The sequence below is a fragment of the Rummeliibacillus sp. NPDC094406 genome, assembly GCF_044763875.1.
In the GTDB taxonomy this organism is placed as follows: domain Bacteria; phylum Bacillota; class Bacilli; order Bacillales_A; family Planococcaceae; genus Rummeliibacillus.
In genome coordinates, this window is record NZ_JBIWGZ010000001.1 from 313,627 (window position 1) to 333,625 (window position 19,999).

General features: G+C 31.8%; 22 protein-coding genes and 1 pseudogene. 16 read left to right on the forward strand and 7 right to left on the reverse strand.

Features of this window, described 5'->3' with window-relative positions:
• Window positions 1-137: 137 nt before the first annotated feature.
• Entirely contained in the window at window positions 138-593 is a 456-nt protein-coding gene (locus ACIQ4I_RS01485) for a GNAT family N-acetyltransferase (RefSeq protein ID WP_403092155.1), read from the forward strand.
• Between the two features lie 296 nt (window positions 594-889).
• On the opposite strand, the gene ACIQ4I_RS01490 is transcribed toward ACIQ4I_RS01485, so the two are convergent.
• Window positions 890-1,303: an NUDIX hydrolase gene (locus ACIQ4I_RS01490; RefSeq protein WP_403092156.1), complete on the reverse strand. Its 414-nt coding sequence runs from the start codon at window positions 1,301-1,303 to the stop codon at window positions 890-892.
• 449 nt (window positions 1,304-1,752) lie between these two features.
• Here ACIQ4I_RS01490 and ACIQ4I_RS01495 point away from each other — a divergent pair, with 449 nt between their 5' ends.
• Both ACIQ4I_RS01495 and ACIQ4I_RS01500 read left to right on the forward strand, forming a co-directional pair.
• Complete coding sequence (locus ACIQ4I_RS01495; RefSeq protein ID WP_403092158.1) at window positions 1,753-2,247, forward strand: hypothetical protein; 495 nt, start codon at window positions 1,753-1,755, stop codon at window positions 2,245-2,247.
• 190 nt (window positions 2,248-2,437) lie between these two features.
• Window positions 2,438-3,436, forward strand: coding sequence for an NAD-dependent epimerase/dehydratase family protein (locus ACIQ4I_RS01500; protein WP_403092159.1), 999 nt, complete (start codon window positions 2,438-2,440; stop codon window positions 3,434-3,436).
• A 58-nt stretch (window positions 3,437-3,494) separates the two neighbouring features.
• Here the strand turns inward: ACIQ4I_RS01500 and ACIQ4I_RS01505 are convergent, their stop codons facing one another.
• On the reverse strand, window positions 3,495-4,139 hold the full coding sequence (locus ACIQ4I_RS01505) for a YdbC family protein (RefSeq protein WP_403092161.1): 645 nt from the start codon (window positions 4,137-4,139) through the stop codon (window positions 3,495-3,497).
• A gap of 491 nt (window positions 4,140-4,630) precedes the next feature.
• Here ACIQ4I_RS01505 and ACIQ4I_RS01510 point away from each other — a divergent pair, with 491 nt between their 5' ends.
• From ACIQ4I_RS01510 to ACIQ4I_RS01520, 3 genes are all read left to right on the forward strand, one after another.
• Window positions 4,631-5,623 (forward strand): S66 family peptidase, encoded by a 993-nt coding sequence (locus tag ACIQ4I_RS01510; RefSeq protein WP_403092163.1) that lies wholly within the window; start codon window positions 4,631-4,633, stop codon window positions 5,621-5,623.
• A gap of 15 nt (window positions 5,624-5,638) precedes the next feature.
• Complete coding sequence (locus ACIQ4I_RS01515; protein WP_403092165.1) at window positions 5,639-7,177, forward strand: NAD(P)H-hydrate dehydratase; 1,539 nt, start codon at window positions 5,639-5,641, stop codon at window positions 7,175-7,177.
• 72 nt (window positions 7,178-7,249) lie between these two features.
• Window positions 7,250-7,735, forward strand: a complete 486-nt coding sequence (locus ACIQ4I_RS01520) for a hypothetical protein (RefSeq protein WP_403092167.1) — start codon at window positions 7,250-7,252, stop codon at window positions 7,733-7,735.
• A gap of 787 nt (window positions 7,736-8,522) precedes the next feature.
• On the opposite strand, the gene ACIQ4I_RS01525 is transcribed toward ACIQ4I_RS01520, so the two are convergent.
• Window positions 8,523-8,825: a hypothetical protein gene (locus tag ACIQ4I_RS01525; protein WP_403092168.1), complete on the reverse strand. Its 303-nt coding sequence runs from the start codon at window positions 8,823-8,825 to the stop codon at window positions 8,523-8,525.
• A gap of 301 nt (window positions 8,826-9,126) precedes the next feature.
• Between ACIQ4I_RS01525 and ACIQ4I_RS01530 the strand changes: the two are divergent.
• A pseudogene (locus ACIQ4I_RS01530) lies at window positions 9,127-10,077 on the forward strand (HD domain-containing protein).
• 27 nt (window positions 10,078-10,104) lie between these two features.
• Window positions 10,105-10,290: a hypothetical protein gene (locus tag ACIQ4I_RS01535; RefSeq protein ID WP_403092170.1), complete on the forward strand. Its 186-nt coding sequence runs from the start codon at window positions 10,105-10,107 to the stop codon at window positions 10,288-10,290.
• A 151-nt stretch (window positions 10,291-10,441) separates the two neighbouring features.
• Here the strand turns inward: ACIQ4I_RS01535 and ACIQ4I_RS01540 are convergent, their stop codons facing one another.
• Window positions 10,442-10,882: a GNAT family N-acetyltransferase gene (locus tag ACIQ4I_RS01540; RefSeq protein WP_403092172.1), complete on the reverse strand. Its 441-nt coding sequence runs from the start codon at window positions 10,880-10,882 to the stop codon at window positions 10,442-10,444.
• 185 nt (window positions 10,883-11,067) lie between these two features.
• On the opposite strand from ACIQ4I_RS01540, the gene ACIQ4I_RS01545 reads away from it, so the two are divergent.
• Both ACIQ4I_RS01545 and ACIQ4I_RS01550 read left to right on the forward strand, forming a co-directional pair.
• Entirely contained in the window at window positions 11,068-11,520 is a 453-nt protein-coding gene (locus ACIQ4I_RS01545; RefSeq protein ID WP_403092173.1) for a GNAT family N-acetyltransferase, read from the forward strand.
• Between the two features lie 78 nt (window positions 11,521-11,598).
• Window positions 11,599-12,156 carry a tetratricopeptide repeat protein gene (locus ACIQ4I_RS01550; protein WP_403092174.1) on the forward strand — a complete coding sequence of 186 codons (558 nt, stop codon included), beginning with the start codon at window positions 11,599-11,601 and terminating at the stop codon, window positions 12,154-12,156.
• Window positions 12,157-12,176: 20 nt separating this feature from the next.
• Here ACIQ4I_RS01550 and ACIQ4I_RS01555 read toward each other — a convergent pair whose 3' ends face one another.
• Window positions 12,177-13,037 (reverse strand): permease prefix domain 1-containing protein, encoded by an 861-nt coding sequence (locus tag ACIQ4I_RS01555; RefSeq protein WP_403092176.1) that lies wholly within the window; start codon window positions 13,035-13,037, stop codon window positions 12,177-12,179.
• Between the two features lies 1 nt (window position 13,038).
• Window positions 13,039-13,362 carry a PadR family transcriptional regulator gene (locus tag ACIQ4I_RS01560; protein ID WP_403092177.1) on the reverse strand — a complete coding sequence of 108 codons (324 nt, stop codon included), beginning with the start codon at window positions 13,360-13,362 and terminating at the stop codon, window positions 13,039-13,041.
• 218 nt (window positions 13,363-13,580) lie between these two features.
• On the opposite strand from ACIQ4I_RS01560, the gene ACIQ4I_RS01565 reads away from it, so the two are divergent.
• From ACIQ4I_RS01565 to ACIQ4I_RS01585, 5 genes are all read left to right on the forward strand, one after another.
• A complete protein-coding gene (locus ACIQ4I_RS01565) occupies window positions 13,581-13,715 on the forward strand; it encodes a hypothetical protein (RefSeq protein ID WP_403092179.1) in 135 nt (44 codons plus the stop codon).
• Window positions 13,708-14,262 (forward strand): HAD family hydrolase, encoded by a 555-nt coding sequence (locus ACIQ4I_RS01570; protein WP_403092181.1) that lies wholly within the window; start codon window positions 13,708-13,710, stop codon window positions 14,260-14,262. Before ACIQ4I_RS01565 ends, ACIQ4I_RS01570 begins: the two co-directional genes overlap by 8 nt.
• A 44-nt stretch (window positions 14,263-14,306) precedes the next feature.
• Complete coding sequence (locus ACIQ4I_RS01575) at window positions 14,307-15,521, forward strand: MFS transporter (protein WP_403092183.1); 1,215 nt, start codon at window positions 14,307-14,309, stop codon at window positions 15,519-15,521.
• Between the two features lie 73 nt (window positions 15,522-15,594).
• Window positions 15,595-15,957, forward strand: coding sequence for a hypothetical protein (locus ACIQ4I_RS01580; protein WP_403092185.1), 363 nt, complete (start codon window positions 15,595-15,597; stop codon window positions 15,955-15,957).
• A gap of 479 nt (window positions 15,958-16,436) precedes the next feature.
• Window positions 16,437-16,892: a lipoprotein gene (locus ACIQ4I_RS01585; RefSeq protein WP_403092187.1), complete on the forward strand. Its 456-nt coding sequence runs from the start codon at window positions 16,437-16,439 to the stop codon at window positions 16,890-16,892.
• Between the two features lie 239 nt (window positions 16,893-17,131).
• Here the strand turns inward: ACIQ4I_RS01585 and ACIQ4I_RS01590 are convergent, their stop codons facing one another.
• Window positions 17,132-17,593, reverse strand: a complete 462-nt coding sequence (locus ACIQ4I_RS01590; RefSeq protein WP_403092188.1) for a VOC family protein — start codon at window positions 17,591-17,593, stop codon at window positions 17,132-17,134.
• A 300-nt stretch (window positions 17,594-17,893) separates the two neighbouring features.
• Here ACIQ4I_RS01590 and ACIQ4I_RS01595 point away from each other — a divergent pair, with 300 nt between their 5' ends.
• On the forward strand, window positions 17,894-19,981 hold the full coding sequence (locus ACIQ4I_RS01595; RefSeq protein ID WP_403093330.1) for a peptidoglycan D,D-transpeptidase FtsI family protein: 2,088 nt from the start codon (window positions 17,894-17,896) through the stop codon (window positions 19,979-19,981).
• Window positions 19,982-19,999: the final 18 nt, after the last annotated feature.

The window sequence follows — 19,999 nt, forward strand, 5'->3', positions numbered from 1 at the left end:
TTCACATTTGTTGTATATAGGAAAGAAAAAGTAGTGGTTTTAGAAAATTCAAACACTATATAAATTAAACAGTTCTAAGATGATAAAAGTTCTTACTGCTTAATCTAATTTGTAAATTTGTATGGAGGGTTCAAATTATGAATATTAATCTTAGAGATATTACAGAAGAGAATTGGATTAAGTGTATTTCTTTAACAACCAATACTGATGGTAGTAATACAGTTTTTGAAGAATTTGTTGCTTCAAATGCGGTATCAATTGCTCAATCAAAGATCCAAGATGGGTGGATAACAAAAGCTATATATGATGAAGATACAATCGTTGGATTTACGATGTATGGATATGCCAATGATCTTGAAATTTATGAAATATGTAGACTCATGATAGATTATAATTATCAACAAAGAGGCTATGGTACTCAAGCATTATTAAAAGTAATTGATGAGATGAAAAGTTGGAATGATTGCAACGAAATATTTTTGAGTTTTGAATCAAATAATATAGTAGCGAAAAAGCTATATGAAAAGATTGGATTTAAAGACACTGGTAAAATTGTTGAAGGTGAGATTTTATATAAATTAATTTTAGAATGAAAATAGAATAATAGGGGATTTAAAAGTGCAAACTTGTGCAGCGTTTTAGTACCAAGTCCAGCACTTTTTTTTTGAATCTTGCTTGTCCTCGGAAAGGGAGCGGTTTCTACCCATCCCCATCACAAACGAAATTGTTCAAAATCACATTAATTATTTGATGTAAAATAAAAAACGAAAAAAGCAGATCTTATCAACTTTTTTCGCTCATATTTAATGCCAAGAATATTTAACATAGCCTAAAAATAAAATTATTACTCATTTAGCATACATATGGAATTGGAGGTCAAAAAGTTTTATCACTTGAACTCCTTCAAATTAAAAACCCCATGTTCAAAAAAATCTTCTAAAATGGTTTGCGGTAATAATTCTAAGGCTTGATCTTTTGCTGCCCACATAAATTGCTCGTGTTCACTAGATAATGTAATCGTATTAGATATGTTTTCGCATAGATATGTTAGTAAAACTAGTTGACGAGTCTTAGCAGTGAAAAAAGTCGTTGCATATAATAGAGGTTTTACTTTAATTTCCAATCCAACTTCTTCAAGAAATTCGCGTTTTAATGCCATTTCAAAATCTTCTCCAAACTCCATCTTTCCTCCAACTGTTTCCCATGTTCCAGCCCCAATCTCATTATTTTGAGATCTTTTTACGATAAGTAATTGACCATTTTTAAAAATTAAACCTTTTAATGCCACAATTATAGAATTCATAATTGTCCTCCTCTTTTTGAATTCTCTCCAAAGTACAACTACGTATCAAAAATTAAGTTAATGTTACAATCATATTTCATAAGTATACCGAATTTTAAAAATTCTGTAATGATAATGTATCAAAATTTTAAATAAGATGTATAAACGAAAATATTAAAACCATTGATTCTAATGACAGATATGAAATTTTAAACTAGGAGGTGAAAATAGAATCGCAATACTAAAGCTCTAAAAAGATGATAAAGAATTTTGGGGAAAATTAATAGATGAAAAAATCACTTAGTTTTTAATTAGTCTAAAGTATTTAAAGTTACTCAAATAGTTGAAATGAAAGGTGATGTTCATTGATGAATAAGTGTAGGAATATAATTAGTTGCAGTGTTCTCTTAATGTTTCTTTTAATTATTGTGGGGTGTTCGCAGATTGAACAATCCGGAGAAGAGACAACCGTGAAAGTAGATTATAATGTAGAAGCAGATAATAAGAGCGTAAAATCAATTGCACATGTTCTTAAATCTGAATTTACAAGTCCAAAACAAAAATACAATGAAATTCTGAAAGATCCCAATAATATTATGAAGATTAATGGTCAGAAAGTCTTGAAAGCTTCAAATGGAAGCGAATTACATCAATATATAGAAGACTTATATCAGCCGTATTTTACCAATAGTGGCTTCGAAAAATTTTTTGTAGCATCTGCATTTTCTTACACCCTGCATTCAAAAGAAATTCAAATCAAAGTAGACAATATTTCAATTAAGAAAAATAAGAATTATAAAGATGACTATGATTTTGTTGTAAACGTAAAATATAGAAAGACCGGAGATTCTGAAAAGAATTATAAAGTTAAAGGACTTGCGACTATACCGGAGAACGGAAAAATTGAGAATATTACGTATGTTGATGACGGTGGCTTGCTCAAGAAGATAAAAAAGAATACCTAGATCAAGATTCGAAAATCTAAATTTTTTAATACAACAGCCTATTTTTCTCATTAAATACCGAGAAAAATTAGGCTGTTTTATATTTTAATATTTAGTAAAATAAGTATGCAGTTTAATTTTTGAATATAAACAATATTTTCCACAGCATGACTTGATATTATAGAAAAGAGCATTTTGAGGTGGCTATTAAATGGATGTCTTATTATTTGGTGGTAGCGAATTTGTAGGTAGAGCTTATTTAGAAAAGTTAATAGCTGAAGGCTATACTGTCGATGTTATTACGAGAGGGATTAAGCCGATTACTGTTAAAGGATATCGGAACCACTTTAAATGTGATCGAAAAGATGAAAAGGATTTAGCAGAGCATATTGAAAATCGTACATATGATTATATTTTTGATATTTCAGCTTATACAGTTGAGGATATTAAGCCAATATTAAGTATACTCAATCGATCAAGATTAAAAAGATACTTCTTAGTGAGCACTGGTGGAGTATACACCCCATCCGATTCAATAGTATCTGAAGAAGGCAATATTGGTTATAACAAAAATTGGGGAATCTATGGTGTTAATAAAAGAAATGTAGAGTTGAAATTAATTAAGGAACACGCTTTAGCAAATTTCCCAATCTTAATTTTCAGACCAACTTATATATATGGTGAAGGAAACAATTTATATAGGGAATCCTATTTTTTCCAAAGATTAATCGATCAACTACCAATACCTTATCCAGATACTAATATGGGAAAAGCGCAATATATCCATATTGATGATTTAGTTAATATATCAATTAAAGCAATAAAAGTTGAAAAGACGAATGGAGAAGCCTTTAACATAACAAACCCAGAAATTTTTACTTGGAAGCAATTAATTCAAACTTTTAAAGAAGTAACGAATAGGGAAGGGGAAGTAATTTCAATTTCTCAAAGTGATATGGAAAGATTAGAAGTTACCAGTAAAGAATTTTTCCCGTTTAGAGATGTTACATATTTATTGGATATACAAAAGTTACAAGAATTTGGTTTACCTACACCGACTATATCATTAAGAGCAGGGCTAGAAAGAAGTTTTAAATGGTTTACTGGTCAGAATATTCCTAGACAATATCATCTATTCAATAGTTTGGATAAAGTTATTTCATCGAATATATATATAATTACGAATGAAACCAGAATTGTTCATTATTAATACTGCTATATTTTATATTTAAGGATTTTCATGCAAACTATAGACGGAAAAATCTGATTTAATTACTGTTTGGATTAACTCGCCATGAATTTTCAACAACGAACTGTTCGTCCTCTTCCTTTAAGATATCTTGTTCCGGACTTGCAACTTTTTTTAAGTCTGGAAATACATCAATCAAATAATTTTGATGTGTTTGATTATTCCATCCTGTGAATACAAGGATATGCAATTTGTTTTTTAGAGAAAATGCAATTTCTCCTCCGAGTAATCCGGTAGGTTTCTCTATTCCGGAATTCCAAACATTTCTTTGCATTTCAATAAAATGATGAAGGTTTTTTTCTTTAAAATGTGAGCTTGTTGTTCGAATGAACTTGCAATCTTCCAAAGTTGATAAGATGTAGGAACTAGGTCCCGGAATACCGAACTCCACTTGAAATAGATCAACGGAAATTGAATGATAGGTTTCTTTTTGTCCTGATGCGATGAATATTCGATCATGTATCTCTTCCATAAAATTCTGATATGATTCTAAGTCTTGCCAAAATGAAAAGATACAGGCTTTCAAAGGATCCTTTAAACTCCAACCGCCAATTTGTCCTAAAAAACCATCTGCTTTATGAATTGTTTGCCATTCTAGTTGATGTTGGGAAAATTCTAATTTCATACCTTCATTTACTTTACAGAAAATGCTTTTAATAATCATTGTCTTCTCACTCTTTTCTATATTTTATGTAATTTTCAATTAAACAAATTATTAGAATAATTATACCTAAATGAGTCAAAAATCGATTACATAATGTAAAATTCATATAAAATAAACGAATATTTAATGATTTTTAATTTTGTTCATTGTGGAGCGGAAGACGGCGACTCCTACGGGAAAAGCTTGAGCTGAAAGCCCCGCAGGAACGTAGTGTGTTAATAAGTCGAAGCTAGCGTAGCGATGCAGACTTCAACGAGGAGATTGAAGCCAAGCCCGTGGAAAGCGCCGTCTGTAGCGGAACATCCACATCTCAATAGTGAAAAGTTAATGTGTTGAAATGTTTGAATTTAAAAACCGAAAATGGATTTATGAAATTGCCTCATATATTAAGAATTCATAAAACTTCATTAAAACATGTAACTTTTTTGGCACTACTGAATATTTCCTCTATAATAGTAGGAAATGTAAATATTAGTGAAATGAGGGGTTGCATGTTTCAACCATTGAAAAAAGGTGATGTTGTAGGCGTATATTCTCCCTCAAAACCAGCTTCTGTATCTGCACATGCTCGTTATGCTAGAGGGAAGAAAATACTTCAATCACTTGGTTTAAAAGTAAAAGAGGGGAAGTTAACTGGAAAAGAGGATTATTATAGGTCCGGGACGCCGAAAGAACGTGCAGCTGAATTAAATGCACTGCTACGTGATCCAGATGTCAAAATGATCCTACCATCTATTGGAGGTACAAATGCTAATAGTATCTTGCCGTATATCGATTATGAAGCATTTCGTAAGAACCCCAAAATCGTTGTAGGTTTGTCGGATGTAACAGCTATCTTACTTGCTTTATATAGAAAAACAGGGATACCTGTATTCTATGGACCTTCGGTTGCCTCAACTTTAGGAGAATTTCCACCATTAGTTGAAGATACGACACAGTATTTTAGAATGATGTTTATGGAAGGGTTACAAGCACCTTATAATGTGCCAATGCCGAAGTGGTGGTCTGATGATAGGGTGAATTGGTTAGAAAAGACAGTAACAAAAAAGTTATTCAAAAATGAATGGATTTGTGTTCAAAAAGGAAAGTCAATAGGTAGGCTTATAGGTGGGAATATTAATACGATGTATGGCACGATTGGTACAGAGTATTTTCCGAAAATTGAAGTGGGCGATCTACTATTAATAGAAGATACGACGAAGACAGCTGCAATTATTGAAAAAAACTTTGCCATGTTAAAACTTCATGGGATTTTGGACAAGGTATCAGGCATTATTTTAGGAAAACACGAACAATATGATGATATGGGTACAGGAAGAAAACCGTATGAAATATTATTAGAACAACTAGATGGACGAGAGATTCCGATTTTAGCGGATTTCGATACATGTCACACACATCCGCTGCATTCAATGCCGTTTGGGCGACAAGTCGAACTTAATGCAACAGAGAAAAGAGTAACATTAGTGGAAAATTGGCTATAAAATAGGAGTGGGAAAATGTACATAGGTGGAAAAAAAGATTTAAATCTATTAGATCAATACACGATTGAGACACTAGGTTTACCTGGAACTGTGCTAATGGAAAATGCGGGTACAGCTGTAGCTTCAACATTGTTGGAACACTACGAAGATGTTGAAGGAAAGATACTTGTATTAGCTGGTGCAGGTAATAACGGTGGAGATGGCTTTGTTATTGCTCGGAAATTGAGTGATCATGGCTTAAATGTAGAACTCTGCCTCCTTGTAAGTGAATCAAAAATAAAAGGTGATGCATTAGTTCATTATAATGTTTATAGAAAACGGCAATTACCTTTCTTACAATTGACTGAAGAGAACTTAAACGAACTTAGAAAAAAAATTAATCACTCAACAATTATTGTCGATGCCATGTTAGGTACAGGTTCTTATGGCAATTTAAGAGAACCATATCGTTCAGTCATTCAAATGGTTAATCAATCCACCGCATTTGTTTTATCTGTGGATATTCCCTCTGGGCTTCAAGCAGACGATGGTCATGTAGAAGAATTTGCAATAAAGGCAGATCAAACAGTTACCTTTGTTTTGCCGAAAGTCGGTTTCTTTTTGCAAGAGGGACCTAACTATGTTGGAGATTGGAAAGTAGTGAATATTTCGGTGCCGACAACACTTGTGAAGCAGTTAAACCTTTCGTTACCTAAACTGATTACAAGTGCTGATGTTTTTGCACAAATGCCTAAACGTCCTGCGAATGGTCATAAAGGAACATTTGGTCATGGTTTAGTAATTGGAGGTTCCAAACAGTATGTAGGAGCACCTATTTATTCAGCAAAAGCTGCATTTCATACAGGAATTGGCTTAATAACCCTTGCAGTTCCTGAATGTAATTATCCTCTTTCAGCTGTTCAGCTTCCTGAATCATTATTTTTGCCATTAAATGAACAAAATGGTCATCTGTCATCTACTGCTTTAAACGAAATGGAGTTATCAAAGTATAAAGCGATTGCATTTGGTCCTGGGATTGGAAGATTTGATGATGGTGAAGCATTAGTACGAGGATTGTTCAATGAGTTGGATGGGCAGCCCGTCATTATTGATGCGGATGGACTCTATTTCTTGAAAAATCAAATGCAATTAGTAAAAGATTACGAGGGGCCAGTGATTATTACACCTCATCCAGGAGAAATGGCCACATTGTTAGATACAACAGTAAAAAATGTAGAAACAAATAGATTAGCAATTGCAAAACAACTTGCAGAAAAATATAATGTGTATGTTTTATTAAAAGGTCATCGTTCGATCATCGCTACACCTGAAGGTAATACTTGGATCAATCCATTTGGTCATGATGCTTTAGGTAAAGGGGGGAGCGGTGATGTATTAACTGGTGTCATCCTCTCATTATTATGCCAAGGGGCTAACGCAGAACAAGCTTTAGTATGTGCTACTTTTTTACATGCTAGAGCAGCAGAATTACAAGCAGAGGATTTATCACATTACGGTGTAACGCCAAATGATATTATTGAAGGAATGCCTCAAATTCTCAACAAATTGTTTTAGAAGTAAAATGTCAAATTTTATCTATGCTATTTGCGAAATTTGAAGATTTTTGTCATTGAAAGGAGAATTAAATTGCGAAATTTAGCATGGTACATATCTTTGGCAATTACGTTTTTCGGGTTTATCATAATCGAATTTTATTTTACACAAGATCCAACAAAAAGTGATGTTAATGGAAATGAAGCTTTCATACCTATTGTGATTCTTATTCCGTTTCTATTGTTAAGTATTTTTATCACATGGTCAGTTGGTAGAAAATATTTTGCAATAAAACCATTAAAGAGACCATTGTTATTATTGTTCATCATTGCTCTTATTCTACTAGTTAGTATTTCTGGAGAATATCAGCTTGTACAGAACTCATTGAAAGCCTTACATGGAAATTGGAATGATACTGATTCTGTTATTTATCAAAAAGGACCATTCAATTTTTACACAAACAGTTGGTATTTTAACGAAAATATGTTTTTACTTATCCATCTCTTCGTATTTATATGTGGATTCTTTGGCCGAAAAGGAGAATGGCAATTAGATAACGAAGAAGAAATACAAAATTGATAAGCGTATTTGAAAATAATATGAAGTGCTTCCTGTCAAGTAGACAGTGGAAATAAAAAAAACGTTAATCGGCTTGATTCCTGAATTCTAAAGGACTTAAGCCGTTTATTCGTTTTTGAGTACTTTTCTAGTTAATAAATACTAATGTATCTAAATAAACAATTCAATAAGTCGGATAAGATTTCATTTTTAGTATTTACTTAGTATACCGCTCCAGATAGCGCTTTCGTGCTAAGCGAGCGTTGAGCCTCCTCGGAAGCTAAAACATTGGTGCTCCTGCGGTTACTCGTCGCAGAAAAACATTTGCTCCTGCATAGCTTCGCTAGCTTCGTCGCAGAAAATTCTTTCTGCGGGGCAAAAAGAATTTTTGCTTCACTGCGGGGTCTCACCTGTCTCGCTTTCCCGCAGGACTTTGAATGGACCTCTCTGAAACAACATCGCACGAAGGAAATGCGAATGTATTTTCGAGGACTCGCCATCTTCCGCTTCATAGACAATGTTCTAATAGATATGGCATATAACAATGGTCCATTTTTAATGTTCGTGTTTATTATACAATCTTTGAATAATGAAATTGATTCATTTAGATATTATTTTTCGCACTTCAAAGTACACCAAACGATTCCATCGGACCGTTATCAAAACATTTTCCTAATGAAGATATGCAAACTAGCGTAAAAATCATTTAACAAATAAAAAACACCTTCAAACGAAAGAAGGTGTTATACATATTGAGTATTACTGCTAATTCGTTTATATATAGTTTTTTTAAAATTTAACAGCTCATTTAGACAAAATCTCTAAAAGCAATCACTGCAATTACGAGCCCGAGTGTTAGAAAGGCAACTGTATTTCCGATTATTAAAATTGCTTTCAAAAATCCTTTTTCTCCAATAATTGCAAAGAGAAGACCTGCTAATGGAGAAGCAAAAACAATGATGAAACAAATATACCCTACAAATCCTGTTTGACTATAATTATCTGACATTGAATTGCTTGCATACTGCCACAACTTATAACAGCCTAAAAACGAGATAACTGTAGCAATAAAACAACTAATTGAAATCTTGTTAAACTTCCTTTTCTCCAATTGTATTCCCCCATTTTAATTGTATTGTCTCTTCTTTTTGTCGAACAACTTGAAAATTAATACAACTAACATTTTAATAACGGAAATTTCAAAATAGCTTTTGGAAGCATGACAATTTGTATATCAAATAATATGACGACAAAATGGATTTAATTAGCATATTTTTTCTTAATGTTCAAAAATTTTTCATTCATATTTATGGTTATTGAAATTTATGTTTTGGAGTAAAGAAAAAATTGTACATAAGTATAAGTACTTTAATAAAACACTCTCAAAATAAAGTATGGATAGGAGCACATGTATGAAAATAATAGATAAAATATACGGGGATTGTTCTATCGATGGTGTTCTTGAAGAGTTGATTTTGAGTAGTTCAATATGTCGACTAAAGGGAATCTATCAAGGAGGTGCTAGTTATTTAGTAAATGAAAAATGGAATGTGACAAGATATGATCACTCAATAGGTGTGATGCTATTAATTAAAAAATTTGATGGTTCCATAGAAGAACAAATTGCTGGATTACTACATGATGTGTCGCACACAGCTTTTTCTCATGTGATTGATTTCGTACTTGAAAATAGGGAAGAAGATTTTCATGAAAAAATATATGAATCAATCGTAACGAAATCTGAAATACCGAAGATTTTAAGTAAGTATGGTTACAACTATCAACATCTTCTTGAAAGACCTGCCCCAGACTTATGTGAAGATCGTGTTGATTACAAACTTCGTGATATGTATCAATATGGTCAAATTATAATAGAGGAGATTCAGCTCTTTTTAGAGAATATAACTATTCTAAACGGTAAACTATATCTTAAAAATATTGAGACTGCAGAATGGTTTGTTCATACGTATTATAAAGAAATCATTGATTTCTTTATGGATCCATTAAATATATATGCTTATGATTTTTTAGCAAAAGCTATAAAATTAGCTTTAAACAAAAATATTATCACTATGGATACATTATTAGGATCAGACGCAATAGTAATGAATCAATTGCGCACAAACCAAGATGAAGAAATACAAGCTCTTGTAAAACATGTTCATCGAAATGTAATTGTTAAAGAAGACAAGAAAAACTTTGACTTACATCGAAGAAATAAGTTGAGAATTGTTGATCCATCTGTACTTCATGGTTAAGAATTAATAAGAGCATCTAAACTTTCCGAAAGAATTAAGAAAATGGGAAAAGCAGCAAAGAAAAAAGCTGAGGAAGGCATGTTTGTGAAAATAATATCTAATTAGCTAATCAGACTGCAAGGGAGGATTTTCATGCAAAACAAAAAGAAAATAGATAATTACGAAAAGGATAGAGAAAAGTGGAATGTGGAACAAAAAAGTAAAATCGAAACAAATGATCAATTTAATCGAACTTTTTATGGAGGTCCGACTATCGGGGGAATTGTTGTATTTTTAGTCATTATAATTGTAATCATTATAAATATTATAAAACATTAACAATGTAAATAGAGGATTGGCATAACCCATTAGCATTGTTATTTCAAGAAGCAGCTGCAAAATAATTTTTAAGGCAAATTGTGCAATATGAACCTGAAAAAATATAAACAGCCTCAGCAAATTGAAAACTGAGGCAGCTACTATTTATAAACTACCAATACTTTGTAAAATGTAACATTGATTGATCATGTTTCATGCCCATTTTTTTATAAAGAGATTGAGCAGTTAGATTATCATTAGCTGTTTCTAATGTTATGTACCGTGCATCATTCGCTTTACAGAACTTATAACATTCCTCAATTAATGTTCGTGCAACCCCTAGATTTCTTGCATCTTTTGAAACAAATAAATCATTTAAGATAAATGCACGTTTCATAGCTACCGATGAAAATGTTGGATATAGTTGGGCAAAGCCAACTGGTGAAGAATCGATATAAGCAAGTAGAACAAGGGATTGCTGCTGTTCCAATCGAGAATTTAGAAAAGCTTTTGCTCCTTCAAGATCACTTGTCTGTTCGTAAAATTGGCGATATTGATCAAATAAATTACTTGCGTCATCAATTGTGTTAGCGGTCAAAAATTGAATTTCCATTATTTGTTCTCCCTTCATATATGTTCTAATATGATTATAAGTAAGATGCAAACTTGAAGATAGTGACAAAATAAAACTTTTTTAAATGCAAAACAAAGCATAGACTATTTCAAAAACAAGAGGAATTTTAAATATAATAACCCAAAAATATAATTATAAAATTTTGAGAGGTGTAAAAAATTAAAATGGATATTCGAAAAATGGATGTGGATGAAAATCCACCATTAGATTTGTTGTTAATAGCTGATCCTTCTGAATTACTTATTGAAGAATATCTTCTAAGAGGAGAATGTTTTGTAGCAGAGAATGAAAATCAAACGATTGGAGTATATGTACTACTTCCGACAAGACCTGAAACTGTTGAGTTAGTAAATATTGCAGTTATAGAAAACCTCCATAATAGAGGGATTGGAAAACAGTTAGTATTACATGCAATACAAACAGCTAAATCAAGAGGATATAAAACGATAGAAGTGGGAACAGGAAATTCAAGTATAGGACAATTAGCGCTTTATCAAAAATGTGGATTTAGAATAATTGGTGTTGATCTAGAATTTTTCATTAGACACTACACGAAAGAAATTTTTGAAAATGGTATACAGTGTAGGGATATGATTCGGTTATCTCAAGATTTATAGGTTGAAAAGAGAGATTATGTAATATTCTATATGATTACGAACTTCAATTATATTAATTAATAAAAAAAGGTGGGATTCATGGATATCGATAAATTAAAAGAAGAATATGGAAAATTGAGCGAAATTATATATTTTGATGAAAGTCAATATTTTCGTGAACAAACAAGTTCTAACCAACATGTGAAAAAGTTTATAGAAGATGCAGAACAAGCAATTAATTTAACATTGATGAACCAAGAACGATATTTTTTATATAGTGCTTTAGGATATTCATACAGAGTAATAAATGAAGCCGATCAAGCAATTTATTACTTCAAAAAATGTTTGAACATGGCTGAGCATCATCCAAAAAGGAGAATTGAGACGTTGATTCGTTTGGGAGAAGCCTATAAATATGCGGATTTACATAAAAAAGCATTACAACTATTTGATTGTGCATTGAATCTGTCTATAGATTTCCAAATCACAAACTACAAGGACTTCATTTTTCAGCATATAGGAAAGTGCTTAATGGAGCTGGGGAAAATAGAGTTAGCAAAAGAATATCTAAATGAAGCACTCAAAATTCGTGAAATAAGTGGTGATGTGGAATTGATTCGATCAACACAAAAAGTGTTGGATTATTTAAACAATTAGACGGTTAAATACATTAATATTCAGAAAATAGAATAGAAAACGGTAATTAAATATCCACAAATCCCAATTTGAATCAAAAGGCTCAACCATATTAAAGTAGGGCGATAACTACTGATCAATAAACTACATAGCCAAAGAAACGTTAAAATAACGGCCGGTAGTAATCTTGAGATATCTGCTGCACTTCCAAAAATCAAAAAACCGACAAGAATTAATAGAGCATAAAAAATTACAATCATGCCACTGAGGGTATTACAAATTACAATAAAGATTCGATTTTTTGTTTTATATGATTTGAATTGACTTTTAACTGGCTGATAAATAGCACCAAGAATCATATTAACTATGATTAGAATTAAAAATATAATTGCAAGTACGCGAGAAATCCACGGGATAACTTGATGTAATGGTCCATCAGCTAACATAATTCCGTAAAACCATACAAGTATATAGAAAAAGCAAAATAAGATAAATATCATACGATATCTAGCTATAAATAATTGCTTTTTCGATAGAAAGATAGTCAGAACTGTAAGAATAGCTATTATTGAAATCCATAAATAAGGCAGGTCAATATTTTCAATTGAAAATTTAAAGATGACAAAAACGGTAAAAATCACAGAAATTATTGCAAGCAGATACATAGCAATTGTCCGTTGTGGAGAGAAAGATTTTGATAAAGCTTTTCCAACTTCATCAGCTTCACCGAAATCCTCTATTGTCTTTTCTATAGCTTTGTTTTCTGTTAACCCTTGTTGAATATAGTTTTCTTTTTTCTCGTTTAATAAAGAAGTTAATTCGGATTTCAAATTTCGATGCTCATCTTTGTTTACTTCAACACGCTCTAAGATAAGATCGATATACCTGTCTAAATTTGACATATTATTTTTCCTCCAATGCAGATTCAATTAGAACATTAATCTTTCGCCATCCTTCTAACTTTTCTTCAAATAAAGCACGTCCAGAAGTTGTTATCCGATAATACTTTCTTCTGCCACCTAAATGTTCTTCACCCCAATAAGACTCAATGTAGGATTTTTTTTCTAAGCGCTTTAAAAGTGAATACAGAGAACCTTCACTGATTTTAAGGGTATTCTCACTTGCTTCGTACACTTCCTTTAGAATGCCACCCCCATATTTATCCTCTTTCACCATCCTAGAAAGAATAATTAACTCCAAGCTACCTCGTAATTGTTCTTTATCCATGTTTCTTCACAACCTTAACTTACTTTAATTAAGTACATAATACAACGAGGTAATTAATAAAGTCAAAATATTTCATCAATTTATTCTGTACAATTTCTTCTATCCTCATAATTTTCTTATAGGATAAAATAAATGGAGGAAAAAAATGGATTTTGTCGAATGGTTATTGTTAAGGATATAAATCCAAATCTTAAAATTTTAATAAGGGGACCTAGAGAATGATAAAAGCAGTTATTTTTGATTTAGATGGGACATTACTTAATCGAAAAGCTTCAGTCGCTTCCTTTATTGAAAATCAGTATGAACGATTGCTTGTATATCTTTCTCATATTAAAAAAGACTCATATGTATAAACGATTTATTGAGTTAGATAATGACGGTTATGTATGGAAAGATAAAGTATATAGTCAACTGATAAAAGAATATAAAATTTCTGGTATGGCAACTGAGGATTTATTAGAGGATTATCTTACGGAATTTAATCATCATTGTAAGGCTTTTGAAAATGTTAAAGAAGTGTTATCTCAGCTAAAAAAGCAGGGGGTATCAATAGGAATGATTACAAATGGATTTGGACAGTTTCAGTTAGATAATATAAAAGCCTTAAATATTGAAGAGTATTTTGATGTAATCAGTATTTCTGAATGGGAAGGCATAAAAAAGCCCAATCCACAAATATTTGAACGTACATTAAAAAGGTTAGGAGTAAAAGCTACTGAAAGTGTATTTATCGGAGATCATCCGAAAAATGATATAGAAGCAGCTAAAAGCATCGGTATGATAGCGATTTGGAAAAGCGATTTAACTAATAAAAATGTAATAGCAAATTACATTGTAAACAATTTAATAGAAATTCCAGGAATTATTCAAGTTATGGAAAAAGAGAAGAATTCCATATGAAATAATCTATTAAATACAATTACATAATTATTCGGAGGCATAATATGGGGAATTGGAAGAAATATTCACTTTTATTTAGTGGGATAGGGGTATCTAATTTAGGTAACTGGATATATCTAATAGCTTTGAATTTATTGATATTAGACATGACAAATTCTATGACAGCTATAGCTGGTATTTATATTGTAGGTCCAATAGCCAGAATATTAACAAGCTTATGGGCTGGATCCGTAATAGATCGTATGAATAAAAGGCAATTAATGATAATAACTGATGTATTAAGAGGGATGGTAGTTCTATTAGTTCCCTTTATCCATTCTATTTGGGGGATTTATGCAATTATATTTGCGACAAACATTGCTGGAGCATTCTTTGGACCAAGCTCAACTTTTTATATTTCAAAATCTGTAGACGATGCAGATAAGAAAAAATTCAATTCAATAATGGGTGTATTGAATACAGGAGCATTTTGTACAGGTCCAGCTATTGCAGGCTTTTTGATAGGACTTTCTGGTATAACATGGTGCATTATTATTAATGCAGTTTCATTTTTTATCTGTGCATTCTGTATCTATTTATTACCGGATGTTCAAGATGAAAATTCTAAAAAACGCGTATCAATTAACTTGAAAGTAATAAAAGATGATTGGCGAATCGTAAAGAATTTTATGATAGGCGAACGATACTTTACTAAAATATATTTGTTATTCCAAGCCACTTTAATGATAGCATTTGCTCTTGATTCACAGGAGGCTACTTTTATTAAACATGATTTAGAGCAATCTGAAAAAATGTATGGATTGATAGTTAGTCTGACAGGTATTGGCGCTGTTGTTGGTGCGTCTGCATCGGTTGCTCTAGTAAAGTTTTTATCACTTCAAGCATATTTAGGTATTGGAATGTTTTTAACTTCAGTTGGATATTTATTGTTCTATTGCTCAACAGGATTTTGGTCAGCTACATCAGCATTTCTATTTTTAGGATTCTTTATGTCATTTAGTAATGCAGGATTTGATACTTTTTATCAAAAAAATGTACCTTCAAGTATTATGGGGCGATTTGGAGGAAGTGTTTCTATACTTCAAAATGTATTGCAAATTACTCTTACGATTATTCTTGGAAGTCTTGCTGATTTGTTTTCTTTACAAATTGTAGCAATATTATTTGCAGCAACAAGTGTTTTAGTAGCAACTATCTTGTGCTTTGGTGTTTTCGATAAAGAACACAATAGTTATTATGTTGAAACGGAAAATACGTAATCGCAAAATAACTTTTGAAAATGTATTTAAGAAGAATAAATTAAAATCATAAATACATAAATGGAGGGATAAAATGAGGGGATTTTCGGTTATAGCATTGTCTATTGTATTCTTTTCAGTTTTTGGGGCATTTACGACTATAGCTAAAACAATAGACGACATTGATTTTTTACTTATACCTTATCAAAAAGTACTGGATAACCTTAGTAAGGAATTTGGAATTACTTTTTATGTTGAAGATGAAAATAAAGAAAAATTATATAACAATGTAAAAGATATGACGCCCAAAAAATTTGAACAATCACTTAGAGATCAATTCAAAGAAGCTCAGCAGTACATGCATGATTCATCTTATGACAATGGTGAAGACGCCTCATTTGGACCTAAAAACATCCCGAATGCACAAGAGGTCTTACCGACAACACCCCTTAAATAATATTAAATTAAGAAAAGCTTAGTCTCCTTAAATTTTGAAACCGTGCTTTAAATTTCAGCGAATATTCGGAAGTCTATAAGCTTGATTCAATTATCATTCGTATCTAAATAATTCTTAAGTGAATAAAATTCATAATGCAAAATTCATTTAAAATAAACGAGCATTTAATAATATCCAATTCTGTTAATTATGGAGCGAAAGACGTTGACTCCTACGGAATAAGCTTGAGCTGAAAGCCCCGCAGGAACGTAGTGACGAGGAGATTGAAGCCAAGCCCGTGGAAAGCGCCGTCTGTAGCGGAACATCCAAATCTGAATAGGGAAAAGTAAAAGTGGCGAAATGTTCGTATTTAAAATCGAAAATGGATTTATAAAATTGATTCATGTGAAAAATTTAATCTAATGTAAGAAAAATGAATCTTTGTTAATAAAAAATGAGTAGATAAAATACAAATACATATAGATATGGGAGGGGAAAATGTGAAAAGAACAGTTGGATTATTGTTATTATGTATTATGGCGTTAACTTTATTTGCTTGTGGTCAAGATCAAGCAAGCGAAAAAGATGTTTTGAAGCTTCTAAAAGATTACAAGACTGTACAGTATAACATTAAAGATCCGTTGAACCCGCCATCTGGAACAGAAATAGGAGAAAAAGTAAAAGTGTACTTTTCGGAAGATGAGTTTGAAAGACAGATGGCTAATCGAGTATTTCAATTAGCACCAGAAATATCGAAAACTTCAAATAAAAGCATCCAATTAGAAAATGTTAAGCTAAAGAAATCTAAAGAAAATAAAGATGGGTCAATTGATTACAATTACACAATGAAATTGAAATTTTATGATGATGAATCCTCTGAAGTTATTGAAAAAAATGGCCAATTAACAGTTGATGGACTTAAAATAACTCGAGATTGGGAAAAACAACCATCTTAAAATGTAAATTTTAAGATATCTAATAAAAAAGAAGCATTAACTATAAATGCTTCTTTTTGTTATTTTTCAAGATTGTTAAAAATTTTAGTACAACATTTACTGCCATCTAATTAAATATGTAGTTAAGTGAAGAAATGAAGGAGAGAACCATCTTTTAAATCTAACTATAGCTTTCTCATTGCCAGTGTTTACACCTGTTATATTATTTTTTGTCTTGTAAAATCAAATTACTCATTTTATCATCCTTCATTCAATAATTTTTCCCATTCCTCAAAAGATAACATATCTGTTATATGATGTAGGAAATCAGGAACTTCAACATAACACATCAATTCTAAACTGTTTCCATCGGGGTCTTGAAAGTAAACTGAAGCATTATTTTGGTATGGACGAACAAACGGTTCTATAGAATTTCTACCACCAAAGGGTACAGCATCAATTTGAATAGAATCTAACCATTTTAAAGACGCTTTTAAGTCATCATATGAAACTTCAAAAGCAATATGTCGCAGAGAAGGGTGATATGGAGCTTGATACTCTTTTCCCTCCCATAAGCCTAACCAGCTTCTACCTTCTACAATCCAAAAGAAAGCAGTATTATCATTACGCCAAGCCAACTTCAAGCCTAATTTTTCATAAAAGTTTATTGATGTACTTAAATGTTTTACAGGTAAATGTGATTCATATAAACCCTTTATCAAATTCTCCAACTCCTTCATTTATTAGAATCTATTATCCAATATACGATAAATTCAGAATTTTAAAATCAATCAAAGGTCTAAACTTGCTTATTTTAAAGGATTCTTCTTAGAAAATGAATTATATCAGGTTAAAAAACTCCATCTTTTTAATCTGTTTAAAACTGGAATTAATAGTAGTATTAAGGCGCTACCTAGTATATTATTAAAATATAACAATATTTGTATATTTAAAAGAGAAGGTGTCAATGATTGCGTCGAGATAATTCAACAAACAAAATACATGAAAAGCTTTCATTTCGTATGAATGTTCTTTTTTTCTCAATTTTTGTCTTATTTTCTATCCTTATTTTACGATTGGGTTACATGCAAATTGTAAAAGGGAATGAATATGTTAGAGCATTACAGCAAACAGAAGAAGTAACAGTTAATACAAGTGTACCTCGGGGGCGAATTTATGATCGTCAAGGAAGAGTATTAGTTGATAATAAGCCGAAAAATGCAATTACGTATACGAAACTTCAATCGACAACGAGCGATGAAATGTTAAAAACAGCAGAAAAATTAGCAATGCTCATTAAGATGGATACAACTAAAATTGCATTACGAGATAAACAAGATTTTTGGATCAAGCTTCATAAAATAGAAGCATATGAAAAGGTTTCGAAAAGTGAAAAAAACGCCATCGATAAGAATGAGAAATTGTCTGCTGCTGACAAACAATCAGAACTCGACCAATTAGTACGAGATCGAATTACAAAATCAGAGCTGAAAAGTTTAACTAAAAAAGACTTACAAGTTTTAGCGATATACAGCAAAATGGTTGCAGGTTATAACTTATCACCACAAATCATAAAAAGTGATCATGTAACAGATAAAGAATTCGCTGTTGTTTCAGAACATTTATTTGATTTACCAAATGTCAACACAACTACTGATTGGGATCGTGTAAAAAATTCTGATTTAAGTATTCTCGGCTCTACCACATCCCCAACTGAAGGTATACCAAAAGATAAATTAGATTACTATTTAGCTCGAAATTATTCGAGGAATGACCGAGTTGGGAAAAGTTATATAGAGGAAGAATATGAAGAAGTACTACAAGGGCAAAAAGCAGTGGTAAAAAGTGAAACAAATGGTTCTGGACAAGTAGTTGATACAACTACCGTATCTGAAGGAGCACCTGGTAATGACTTAGTTTTAACTGTTGATAGTGAATTGCAATTACAATTAGATAAGATTGTAGAAAAGCAATTGCTTACTGCAAAATCACAAGGTGGTTCCTACTTATTGGACCGTGCCTTTTTAGTCATGATGAACCCAAATACGGGTGAAATTTTATCAATGGTAGGAAAAAAACTTGATACAGATGATGAAGGTAAGATGACCGTTAACGATTATGCAATTGGTACATTCACCTCTTCCTATGAAGTAGGTTCTGTTGTTAAACCGGCAACATTGTTAACGGGCTACTCTTTAGGTGCAATTAAGCCGAATCAAGTCTTACTAGATACCCCTATAAATATTGCTGGTACAGTAAAAAAATCTATTTTTAACCCATCTGGTGCTATGTATTTAGATGACTTAACTGCATTAGAACGTTCTTCTAACGTTTATATGTTCCAAACAGCATTTAGAATTGCTGGAGTTAATTATGTACCTGGTGCTGGTTTACGTATAGATGCTAATAATTTTGCTAAAGTCCGTAATTCTTTTGCACAGTTTGGCTTAGGTGTTGAAACGGGTATTGACCTACCTGGCGAAGCAACAGGAGTTAAAGGACAGGAAACCATTTCTGGAAAATTTCTTGACCTAGTCATTGGGCAATATGATACGTTTACGCCGCTACAATTAGCCCAATATGTTTCGACCATTGCCAATGGAGGTAAAAGAATACAACCACATTTAATAAAAGAAATTCGGGAACCTTCAAAAGATGGTAAAAACCTTGGTCCATTAGTTAAAGAAGTTGGACCTACAGTATTGAATACAATCGATAACTCACAATATGAAATTGACCATGTGAAACAAGGGATGCATCAAGTATACTTTGGTAGTCAAGGCTCTGCAGCTAAATATTTCAGAGATGCCAAATTTGATGCAGCAGGGAAAACAGGTACAGCAGAAGTAGTATACTATGGTCCTAAAAGATCATCATATGGTACAAAAACATTGACAATTACACATATCGGATTTGCTCCCTATGACAATCCAGAAATTGCGTATGCAGTTGTCATTCCATGGGTTACTACTTCAGGTTCAATCACTAATTCTACCAATAACATCATCGCAAGACAGGCCATTGAAAAGTATTTTGAACTACAAAAGAAAAAAACAAAAAAGGCCGAAGAAACTGTTGGACAAAAAATTCAAAAATCTACATCTGATTAAGCGAACTCTGAAATCAGG

Coding starts and splice junctions, on each gene's coding strand:
- ACIQ4I_RS01485 (WP_403092155.1), top strand. CDS start 138: ATGAATATTAATCTTAGAGATATTACAGAAGAGAATTGGATTAAGTGT.
- ACIQ4I_RS01490 (WP_403092156.1), bottom strand. CDS start 1,303: ATGAATTCTATAATTGTGGCATTAAAAGGTTTAATTTTTAAAAATGGT.
- ACIQ4I_RS01500 (WP_403092159.1), top strand. CDS start 2,438: ATGGATGTCTTATTATTTGGTGGTAGCGAATTTGTAGGTAGAGCTTAT.
- ACIQ4I_RS01505 (WP_403092161.1), bottom strand. CDS start 4,139: ATGATTATTAAAAGCATTTTCTGTAAAGTAAATGAAGGTATGAAATTA.
- ACIQ4I_RS01510 (WP_403092163.1), top strand. CDS start 4,631: ATGTTTCAACCATTGAAAAAAGGTGATGTTGTAGGCGTATATTCTCCC.
- ACIQ4I_RS01515 (WP_403092165.1), top strand. CDS start 5,639: ATGTACATAGGTGGAAAAAAAGATTTAAATCTATTAGATCAATACACG.
- ACIQ4I_RS01535 (WP_403092170.1), top strand. CDS start 10,105: ATGCAAAACAAAAAGAAAATAGATAATTACGAAAAGGATAGAGAAAAG.
- ACIQ4I_RS01540 (WP_403092172.1), bottom strand. CDS start 10,882: ATGGAAATTCAATTTTTGACCGCTAACACAATTGATGACGCAAGTAAT.
- ACIQ4I_RS01545 (WP_403092173.1), top strand. CDS start 11,068: ATGGATATTCGAAAAATGGATGTGGATGAAAATCCACCATTAGATTTG.
- ACIQ4I_RS01550 (WP_403092174.1), top strand. CDS start 11,599: ATGGATATCGATAAATTAAAAGAAGAATATGGAAAATTGAGCGAAATT.
- ACIQ4I_RS01555 (WP_403092176.1), bottom strand. CDS start 13,037: ATGTCAAATTTAGACAGGTATATCGATCTTATCTTAGAGCGTGTTGAA.
- ACIQ4I_RS01560 (WP_403092177.1), bottom strand. CDS start 13,362: ATGGATAAAGAACAATTACGAGGTAGCTTGGAGTTAATTATTCTTTCT.
- ACIQ4I_RS01565 (WP_403092179.1), top strand. CDS start 13,581: ATGATAAAAGCAGTTATTTTTGATTTAGATGGGACATTACTTAATCGA.
- ACIQ4I_RS01570 (WP_403092181.1), top strand. CDS start 13,708: ATGTATAAACGATTTATTGAGTTAGATAATGACGGTTATGTATGGAAA.
- ACIQ4I_RS01575 (WP_403092183.1), top strand. CDS start 14,307: ATGGGGAATTGGAAGAAATATTCACTTTTATTTAGTGGGATAGGGGTA.
- ACIQ4I_RS01580 (WP_403092185.1), top strand. CDS start 15,595: ATGAGGGGATTTTCGGTTATAGCATTGTCTATTGTATTCTTTTCAGTT.
- ACIQ4I_RS01595 (WP_403093330.1), top strand. CDS start 17,894: ATGAATGTTCTTTTTTTCTCAATTTTTGTCTTATTTTCTATCCTTATT.